Source organism: Caulobacter sp. S45 (assembly GCF_009765965.1).
In the GTDB taxonomy this organism is placed as follows: domain Bacteria; phylum Pseudomonadota; class Alphaproteobacteria; order Caulobacterales; family Caulobacteraceae; genus CAHJWH01.
In genome coordinates this window covers 60,392-70,120 of sequence record NZ_LMUL01000007.1, presented here as the reverse complement: position 1 = coordinate 70,120, position 9,729 = coordinate 60,392, and the positions used below count along the sequence as shown (strand labels likewise).

At 61.5% G+C, this 9,729-nt stretch carries 7 protein-coding genes and 1 pseudogene; 4 read left to right on the top strand and 4 right to left on the bottom strand.

Translation table 11 applies throughout. The annotated features are described in order from the left end of the window. The 4 genes from GSQ87_RS04100 to GSQ87_RS04085 all read left to right on the top strand — a co-directional run. On the top strand, positions 1-1,952 hold a 1,952-nt coding region (locus tag GSQ87_RS04100), incomplete at its 5' end, for a TonB-dependent receptor (protein WP_158913477.1). Positions 1,953-2,130: 178 nt separating this feature from the next. After that, positions 2,131-5,040, top strand: a complete 2,910-nt coding sequence (locus tag GSQ87_RS04095) for a TonB-dependent receptor (protein ID WP_254062736.1) — start codon at positions 2,131-2,133, stop codon at positions 5,038-5,040. 111 nt (positions 5,041-5,151) lie between these two features. After that, positions 5,152-5,679 carry an RNA polymerase sigma factor gene (locus GSQ87_RS04090; protein ID WP_158913473.1) on the top strand — a complete coding sequence of 176 codons (528 nt, stop codon included), beginning with the start codon at positions 5,152-5,154 and terminating at the stop codon, positions 5,677-5,679. Further along, positions 5,676-6,710, top strand: a complete 1,035-nt coding sequence (locus tag GSQ87_RS04085) for a FecR family protein (protein ID WP_158913471.1) — start codon at positions 5,676-5,678, stop codon at positions 6,708-6,710. The genes GSQ87_RS04090 and GSQ87_RS04085 overlap by 4 nt, the downstream gene beginning before the upstream one ends. Before the next feature lie 727 nt (positions 6,711-7,437). Here the strand turns inward: GSQ87_RS04085 and GSQ87_RS04080 are convergent. From GSQ87_RS04080 to GSQ87_RS04070, 4 genes and pseudogenes are all read right to left on the bottom strand, one after another. Then, a complete protein-coding gene (locus GSQ87_RS04080; RefSeq protein WP_158913469.1) occupies positions 7,438-8,541 on the bottom strand; it encodes an NAD(P)/FAD-dependent oxidoreductase in 1,104 nt (367 codons plus the stop codon). A gap of 10 nt (positions 8,542-8,551) precedes the next feature. After that, positions 8,552-8,800: a hypothetical protein gene (locus GSQ87_RS22680; RefSeq protein ID WP_254062735.1), complete on the bottom strand. Its 249-nt coding sequence runs from the start codon at positions 8,798-8,800 to the stop codon at positions 8,552-8,554. Between the two features lie 22 nt (positions 8,801-8,822). After that, positions 8,823-8,972, bottom strand: a pseudogene (locus GSQ87_RS23050) (MFS transporter); the annotation flags it as partial. 70 nt (positions 8,973-9,042) lie between these two features. Continuing rightward, complete coding sequence (locus GSQ87_RS04070; protein WP_158913465.1) at positions 9,043-9,672, bottom strand: DUF4286 family protein; 630 nt, start codon at positions 9,670-9,672, stop codon at positions 9,043-9,045. Positions 9,673-9,729: the final 57 nt, after the last annotated feature.

Genomic DNA, 9,729 nt, shown 5'->3' with positions numbered 1-9,729 from the left:
GCCCTGGCATCAGCGCCGCCGACGCCACGCGGCTGACCACCCAGGGGCCCAATGAGGTTCTGGCGCCCCAGGCGGACTCCTATTCCACCTGGCTCGACCGCCGTTCGCGCCTCGGCACCACCCTCGCCCTGCAATATGAACCCGGCTCTCGTCTGAAGCTCGGCTTCGACGCCCTCTTCAGCCAGTTGAAGAACAATCGCGACAACTATTCCCTCACCACCTCCGGCACCAATTCGCTCACCGGCAACGTCACCGGCTCCCAGGTGCTGCAATCCGACGTGATCCAGGGCAACGCCCTGGTGGCGTCCAGCTACACCGGCGTCGATCTTCGCAGCGAAGCCAATGTGGAAGAAGACACCACCAACTTTTACCAGACCGACCTGCACGGCTCGTATGAAGTGACGGACCAGCTGCGGGTGACGGGTCTGGTCGGCTACTCCCGTTCCGACTATTCGCTGCCGGTGTTTGACAAGGTGTTCCTGGAATCCAAGAACCACGCCTTCAGCTATGACGATCGACCTGACATGCCGGTCAACACCTACGGCTTCAACCTCACCGACCCCACACAGTGGAATCTGATGCGGGCCGACACTCAGGAGAACTATATCTCCAGCCGCTACACCAACGCCAAGTTCGACGCCTTCTATTCGTTCAACAGTAGCTCCACCCTACAGGCGGGCGTGGAGTACAAGAAGTTCGTCAACAGCGGCAGCCAGTATAACGACAAGGAATTCCACAACCCCGACAACGTCGACACCGTCATCCCGGACAGCCTCAAGTCGACGGTGCCGTACGCGACGCTCGGCAACTACGCGGTGGGGGATCTGAACGCGATCTATAACCTGATCGGCCAGCAGCGGAACATCCGGTCCGTCCAGTACGCCGCTCCAGGCACGGCATACGTCGTCACCGAACAGACCGAGTCCATCTATCTGCAGTACAATCTCGACACCACCTTCATGGACCATCGGGTCCGGGCCAACGCCGGCGTCCGTTACTATTCAACCGACCTGACCTCGTCGGGAGAGTTGAACAACGGAACGAGCCTGCAACCGGTCGATATCAAGCACACCTACGGCGACGTCCTGCCGGCGTTCAACCTGGCTGTGGACGTGACGCCGAGCCTTGTCGCCCGCTTCAGCGCCAACCGCGACATCAGCCGGCCGGCGCTCGCCAACCTGGCGGCGGCGGGCTCTCTGACCACCGCCCCCTTCGGCGGCACGCTCAGTGTCGGCAACCCGGACCTGAAGCCGTTCCTCGCCGACGAAGTGGAAGGCTCGTTTGAGTACTACGACCACCACGTCGGTTTCTTCTCGATCGGCGTCTTCTACAAGAACCTGGAGTCCTACATAACCACTCAGACCCTCACCGAGCCCTATTCGGCCACGGGTTACCCGCTCTCCTTCCTGCTGCCAGGGCAGACCGGTTCCGTCAGCTACAATGTCACCAAGCCGCTGAACGGGCCGGGGGCTTCCCTCGAGGGCGTGGAAGTGGCGTTCCAGCGCGACTTCGACTTCCTGCCCGCACCATTCAATCATCTGGGGCTGATTGTGAACGGCACCTATGTCGACGGCAACACCCCCACCTTCTTCGGCAGCGGCCCCAGCATGTTCTCCGTCAACCTGCCGCTGGCCAATCTTTCGAAATACGCCGCCAACGCCACGCTTTATTATGAGACGAAGAAGTGGGGCGTGCGGCTCTCCGAGGCTTACCGCGACAGGTACCTCGACAGCAGCGGTACCGCGGCGATCGTCGGCGATTTCATCGCCCCCACCAACAACGTCGATTTCGACGCCCACTACTATCTCACGCCGAAGCTGAAGTTGCGGCTCGAAGGCATCAACCTCACAGATCAGCACATCGTGGAATATACCGGCATTTCCCAGAAGCTCACCGAGGTGAACACCAAGGCCGGGCAGACCGTTGTGGTCGGGGCGACCTACGAATTCTGAGCCGCGACACGGCGACGCGCGCGGGGGAGGCGAAAGCCTTCCCCGCCATCACACGTTTGACATGCGGGGCCTGTATCGTCGCAGCGATCTAAGATGTCGTGTTTAGCTGGGGGGTGGATGGCACGGCGCGGGACGCAGGTTCGCGCCATGCTGCGTCACGTGGATGCCTGGAGCTGCGTTGTGCATCCTAGCCGCCAGCATCGGGATCTCAGCGGCATCGGAAACATATCCGGTTCGCAAGCGCCATTTCGACATCGAACCAGGGGCGCTCTCGGCTGGCTTACAGACCTTCTCCAAACAGTCCGACGTTCAGATCATAACTTTGATCGACCTTAGCCACAGGCGCAACGGCCGGGTCCGGGGCGATTTCGAGCCCCAGACCGCACTGACCCGGCTGATCAGCGGCCAGGGTCTAGCGGCCGAACTGGTGGCCGGAGGCTTCATCCTACGGCCAGCGAAGACAGCGCCGACCCAACCCGCCTCCCCCTCCCCGCCACCGGTGGCACAGGTCAGCGAGGTGGTGGTGACTGGCTATCGCGAAAGCGTGGTCCAGGCCATCGATCTCAAGCGGCGCGCCGTGAACACCGAAGACATCATCCTCGCGCAGGACATCGCCGACTTTCCCGATCTCAACCTCGCGGAATCGCTCCAGCGCATCCCGGGTGTGACGATCTCGCGCGATTCAGGTGAAGGCCGTCAGATCACCCTGCGGGGATTGGGTCCCGATTTCACCCGTACCCAGCTCAACGGCATGGAGGTCCTCGCCAACACGGCCTCGGGGATGGACAACCGCGGCGGGGTCAGCCGGACCCGCGCCTTCGACTACAGCCTGTTCGCCTCCGAGCTCTTCGACAAGGTGGTGGTGCAGAAGTCGTACTCCACCGACCAGGACGAAGGCGGGATAGGCGGCACGGTCCAGCTTTTCACCGCCAAGCCCTTCGACTATCCAGGCTTCAAGGCGGTACTGTCCGGCCAGCTCCAGGACAATGTCAACACCGACAACGGCACGCCGCGCGCGGTTGGTCTTGTTTCAAACCGCTGGGGCGACTTCGGGGTCCTGGTTTCGGTAGCCTATAGCGTGAACGACTCGAACGAGTACGGCTATCGCAGCTATGGCTGGGGCCAGATCCACGTCGACCCCGCCAATATCGGTCCCGGCGTCAGCACCGCCGACGCCGCCCGGCTGGAGGCCACCGGCCCCAACGAGATCTACGCCCCCCAAGCCGACACCTATTCCTCCTGGTTCGATCGCCGCTCCCGGCTCGGGACCACCCTGGCGCTGCAGTATGAGCCTGGAAGCCGCCTGAAGCTCGGCTTCGACTTCCTGTTCAGCCAATTGAAGAACGACCGCAGCGACTACGCCCTCGCGGCTTCGGGCTCCAACTCCCTCACCGGCGACATCACCGGGACCCAGGTGATCCAGTCCGACGTGATCAAGGGCAATAGCTTGGTCGCCTCGAGTTACACTGGCGTCGATCTCCGGAGCGAGTTCAACGTCGAGCAGGACACTACCAACTTCTACCAAGAGGTCCTGCACGGGTCGTACGAAGTGAACGACAAGCTGCTCGTGCGGGGGCTCCTCGGCCACTCCGAGGCGGACTATGCCCTGCCCGTCTTCGACAAGGTGTTTCTGGAATCACCCGACCAAGGCTTCAGCTTCGATTACCGGCCAAGCATGCCGGTAAACACTTACGGCTCCGACGCCACCAATCCGAACGCATGGAGCTTGATGCGGCTGGATACCCAGGAAAATTACATCAGCAGTGAATACACGAATGGCAAGATCGATGCGGAATATACCATCGATAGCAGCTCAAAGCTTCAAATAGGCATTGCATACAAAAAATTTGTCAACTCCGGTAGCCAGTACAATGACAAGGTATTTCACAATGTGCCCGCCGACACGCCGATATCCAACGCCCTGAAAGGACAGGTTCCGTTTGATACACTGGGGCAGTACATCGTTGGTGACGTAAATCAGACCTATGCCCTGATCGGGCAGACTCGCGATATTGACTCCGCCACCTACGCCGCCCCTGGCGCCAACTACACCGTGATCGAACGAACCTTGGCGGCCTACCTTCAGTATAACCTCAAAGCCGAACTATTTGACCACCACGTCAGGGCCGATGCCGGTCTGCGCTACTATTCAACCAACCTGGATTCTTCCGGCGCCCTCAGCACCGGCACGGCTCTCCAACCCGTAGACATCAAGCACACCTATGGCGACCTTCTGCCGGCTCTGAACATCGCCATCGACATCACACCGAGGCTGGTGGCCCGCTTCAGCGCCAATCGAGACATCAGCCGACCGGCGCTGTCAGATCTCGCCGCCGCAGGCGCCCTGACCACCGCACCGTTCGGCGGCACGATCAGCATCGGCAACCCAAATCTGAAGCCGTTCCTGGCGGACGAGGTCGAAAGTTCGCTGGAATATTACGACCATCACGTCGGCTTCTTCTCGGCAGGCCTCTTCTACAAGAATATGGAATCGTTCATCACCACCCAGACCACGGTGGAACCCTATTCGGTCACCGGCTTCCCGCTATCCTACCTCCTGCCGGGGCAAGGCGGCGCGACCCCCTACAATGTCAGCCGCCCCGTGAACGGACCCGGCGCGGAGATCAAGGGTGTGGAGGTCGCGGTCCAGCGCGATTTCGATTTCCTGCCAGCCCCGTTCAATCACTTCGGCATCGTCATCAACGGGACCTATGCCGACGGCTCCACCCCGATCTTCTATGGCGCCCGGTCCATCGACCTGCCCTTGATCTATCTCTCCAACTACACCGCCAACGCCACGCTCTATTATGAAACCTCGACATGGGGCATGAGGATTTCCACGGCCTATCGCAGCAAATATCTTGACGGCGCAGGAACCAACGGCAACATCGGCGACTTCATGGCGGCCACCAATAATTTAGACTTCGATTCGCACTACAATCTCACACCACGCCTGAAAATAACCTTTGAGGGGATCAATCTCACCGATCAGCACATCGTCCAGTACACAGACGTCATAGCCAAGCGGACGGAAGTGAATACGAGCGCCGGCCAGACCTTCGTGATCGGGGCGACCTATGAATTTTAGAATGTCCCCGTTTGGGCCTGCCGCCGCTCTACGACTGAGAGCGTCGGGAAGACCCTTCGAGCCCACGCCCCGCGGGAGATCGATGAGCGCCGTACTGGTCCGGAATGAGTGATGAGCAGCGCCGTTCTGGAGATTCTAAAACATGAAAGTCGGCTCCTCGCCTACATATCGCGTCGCGTCCGGGACAAGTCGCGCGCTGCGGACATTCTGCAGGAGGCCGTAGTGCGGTTGATCGAACAGACCCAGAAGCAGGCGCTCGACAATCCTCTTGCCTACACCTTTCGTGTTGTTGATTCGGTGATCTACGCGGACGCCAGGCGCACCGCGCCCGAAAGCGAACAGTTGGACCTCAACCTGCTTTGCGGCCTCCCCCTGGCCGACGAAGTGATGGAGCAGAAGCAACGCGTGCAGATTTTCCAGGCCGCGCTCATGAAACTCTCGCCGACGCGGCGGGCGGTATTTGTAAAGCGTCACGTCGATGGGATGTCCCGCCAAGCCATCGCCGAGGAGATGAAGCTGAACCTTGAAGCGGTGAAGAAGCACCTCGTCCGAGCGATGGTGGAATTGGAGAACGCCTTGGCGGTCGCAGAGGACGCCGCTCGCCTGGATGCAATCCCTGCCAAAGGGAGTTCGCAATGAGCGACGCCTTCGAAATGAACGACGCGCCGACGAGCCCGATGGAGATCGCCGCCGACTGGGTGGACGAATTTCCCACGCTCACGCCTGAGCGGCGGGGGGAACTGCGCATATGGCTGCAAGCTTCGGACGAGAACGCCGCCGCCTTCGCGCGTATGCAGAAGATGATGCTGGACGTATCGCTTCTCGAAGCCGCGGAGACCCTGCCGGCCACAGCCCCGTCGGCGTTTGCTCCAGCTAGGCGATCCGCGCGCGTCAAGCCGCGGGCGTCGGGCGCGCTGCGCCCGCGCCACTGGGCGCTGACCGGCGCCGGCGGCGGGATAGCCGCTGCGGTCGCGGCCTGGGTGCTGGTGGCGTCGCCGGCCTTGCCGCCGCGTGGATCGTCCACGCCCGTTCAGGGGCGGACCTACGCCACCGCTATCGGCGCACGATCGGACGTGACGCTCAGCGATCGCTCGGTCGTTCATCTCAACGCCGACACTCGCCTGACCGTCGTCTTCTCCAAGCGGAGACGCGAGGTTCGGCTGGATCGCGGAGAGGCGATGTTCGAAGTGGCCCACAATTCCGCGGCCCCTTTCAATGTCGCCGCCGGCGCGGTCACGGTCACCGACCTGGGCACCGTTTTCGATGTGGAGCGGGTGGTCGACGCCACGGAGATCCGCGTATTCCAGGGATCTGTGAGCGTGGCCTCCTCTGGCGCCCCCCCTCGCACGCTGCAGAAAGGGGCCTGGCTGGTCTTCGATCCACACCGGGGTGCGGTTCAAGGGCGCTTCGATCCGGTCGCCTATCAGAACTGGCGCACCGACTGGCTGCAGGCGGAGAACATGCCGCTCAGCTACGCCATCGCCAGGCTCAACCGCTACGGCGCCGAGAAGATTTTCCTGGACGACGCATCTAAGGCGAACGTCGCGCTCACGGGGCGCTTCAACCTTCGCAACACCGATGCGACGCTGACGATGATCTCAGCCTTGCTGAAGCTCAAGATGGTGCGAAAGGGCGCGACGCTCCACCTCGAAGATACGGGGACGAACTAGCAGGAGGGTGCTGTCAGACGGGTGCTGGCAGTGGCATTGTCCAACCAAGCTGAAGAGGCGTAAGGCGTTGGCGAGGGTGGACGGCGAGGCGAGCCCTCTAAATCACCATGTGTGAATTTGCCCCGACACTGCCAGCGAAACGGGTTGGGCGGGCTCTTCTTGCGAGTCATGTCTCTCCCTAACCTACCCCTCCTTACCGCAAGGTACATTTCGCCTGACAGAGCCCCGCCGTCCAACCGCCCTCCCTACCAAGCGGTTAGTCTGACAAAGCCCTCCACTGGCTTCAGCACGGAGGTCGCGAACACGCCGACAGCGATTGTGCCAAATGGTGCGTATTTTTTCAGGCCGCTGAACCGCGATTGGGTGGCCACGGCATTCTTTGCACGGCCAAAGCCAAGACAATAGCATTGGAAATATCGCGCGGTGGCTGCAGACTCAATGAAATCAAGCGGCCCAATGCGTTTTCAACATTAGATCCGTCCAACATATCAACGAAATCTTCTGCTACGAATTCGTCAAGTATGCGCTGCCCTGCGGAAGACGTCGACTCCTTATTTCGCCAAAATTCCCCCATATTGCGCAACTACAACCGATGATTACGAACATCATCATCGCAATTTAGAATAACGTCAGTTTACTGACATCTGAAAATGGATTTTTGTCCACAAAAATTCATTAAATAATATTTCGCCTCACGTAAATTACTCTGATAAAACCGCTCAGAAACCTACATGATTACCATTTTCGAGACAGCGTGGCCCAACGCAAGAGAAGAGGTCAGACCAGGAGACTCGATGCCGAACAAATTAATCAGGCCAGGGACGCCGTGCACATCCGGACCATCGATGCGGAAGTCCTTAGCCGGTTCGCCGGGACCGGATAGCTTGGGGCGAATGCCGGCGTAGCCAGGGGTGAGCGCCGCATCTTTCAGTGGCGGCCAGTAGGCTCTTACCGCCGCGTAGAAACGCTCGGCGCGAGCCGGGTCCACCTCGTAGTCCAACTCATCGACCCAGGCGACGTCGGGGCCGAAGCGTGCCTGCCCTCCCAAGTCGAGCGTGAGATGCACACCGAGGCCGCCAGGCTCGGGCACCGGGTAAACCAATCGGCTGAACGGGCTCTTGCCGCTCAGTACAAAGTAGGAGCCCTTGGCATAGCGCGTGCGTGGGCGGAACTGGAGTGTGAGCCCCTCCACGGCGTCGGCCACCTCGCTCGCAAACAACCCGCCGGCATTAATCACGTAGCGGGCGAAAAGTTGGGGTTGGGTGTCGCCTGCGAAGCTCAGCGCCAAGCCGTTGTCTCGGGGCGCGATCTTCGTCACCTTCGAACCGAATGCGATCATGGCGCCGCAGGCCTCTGCGTCGCCTTGCAGCGCCAACATGTAGCCGTGGGAGTCGACAATTCCCGTGGACGGCGAAAGCAGAGCCCCGACGCAATTCAAGTTCGGCTCCATCGCCAGCGCCTCCGCCGTGGACAACCGGCGCAGGTCGGTCACGCCATTGGCTTCAGAACTGGCCTGGATCGCGTCGAGCTCGGAGAGCTGGGCCTCGGCGGTGGCCACGATCAGCTTGCCACAGCGCTGATGATCGACATGGTGACTCTCGCAGAAGGCGTAGAGTTGGTCGCGGCCGGCCACGCAGAGCCGCGCCTTCAGCGAGCCCCGGGGGTAGTAGAGGCCGGCGTGGATGACCTCGCTGTTGCGAGAGCTGGTGTGCATGCCAATGGCGTCTTCACGCTCGGCCAGCAGCACCTCACGGCCCTGCATCGCCAAGGCCCGCGCGATCGCCAGTCCCACCACTCCGGCGCCGATCACCACACACTCGATCGAATCCATGCAACCTCCGTCATCCTGGGACGCCGGCGTGGAGCCCCGCGCGTCCGCTCATCTCTGCGCCCGCGTCGGCGGGCGACAGAACGAAAAAGGGGACCGCCAGCAGCGATCCAGCCCCCATTACGAGAAACGTTATATGCAGCGCGTCCAGCGAGATGCCTCGGCCTGTCGACAGGGCGTGCACAAGGGCGGCGAACGACGCGACGCCCAGGCTTTGGGCTGGAGACAGCACCATGCCGCTGATCGTGCTGGCCTGGCTCACATCCGCTGGGCCTGCGCGCACCGTAACGATCTGCGATCCAACCGCTGATAGGCAGGAACACCGCCCCCGCCAGAAGATAAACGGCGATCGCAAGATTGAGAGTAAGCGGGCTCCGGCCAAACGACCGGGCGATCGTCGGCAAGCCGTTGGCGATAACCGTGGCGTTCAGCATCTGCATCAGCAACACCGAGCCGCGACCCGAAGAACCTGCGCGCGAGGGGTTATGCAGTCGCCGGTGGATTTCACCGGCTGTCCGGCGCCGCGATCGGCTCGCCGCGATAATAACGGGTGATGCTGCCCTTCATGTCGAAGTAGGGACTAGGACGCGTGATTTTGTTCACCAGTCTCCGCTTCACCTCCGCCAACGTCTGGTCGAAGTTCGAAGTCTTCAGGCGAAATACGACGGCATAGTGCGGGAGACGCGGAGACGGTCCGGAGGGTTGCGCCGTCAGCCGGTAGCGCTGGGCGGATTGGAAACCGGGCTCGGACAAAACGTCGTGCACGTGCTGGTGATCATACCACGCGTTGTACTCAGCGTCGTGGCCGGCGACAGGATCTGACAGGACCACCAGCACGTATTCCGTGGCGCCGCCTTCCGACGTCGCTCCGTTAGCCGTCACCTTTGGCCCAATCTCCTGGTAGGCGGCGACCACGGCGCTCGGAGCCGATACCTCGGGCGCAGCCTGCCGGAAGACACAGATCTCAAGTTCGCTCGGCAGCTCGGGGTGTGGGCTGATCTCCTGGTGAAGCTCCAGAGCCTCCTGGCTCAGAGCCCGCGGACATGCGGCGCGCTTCTTGCCCGGCGGCTGGAAGACGAAGACGGTCGAGCCATTTGCGTGAGGATGAGCGCCGGCCGAGCCGTGCGCCAGCATGAGCGCCAAAACCGCCAAACATCCAGCTCTTATCCTCACGCGTGGTTCCTTCAGCAG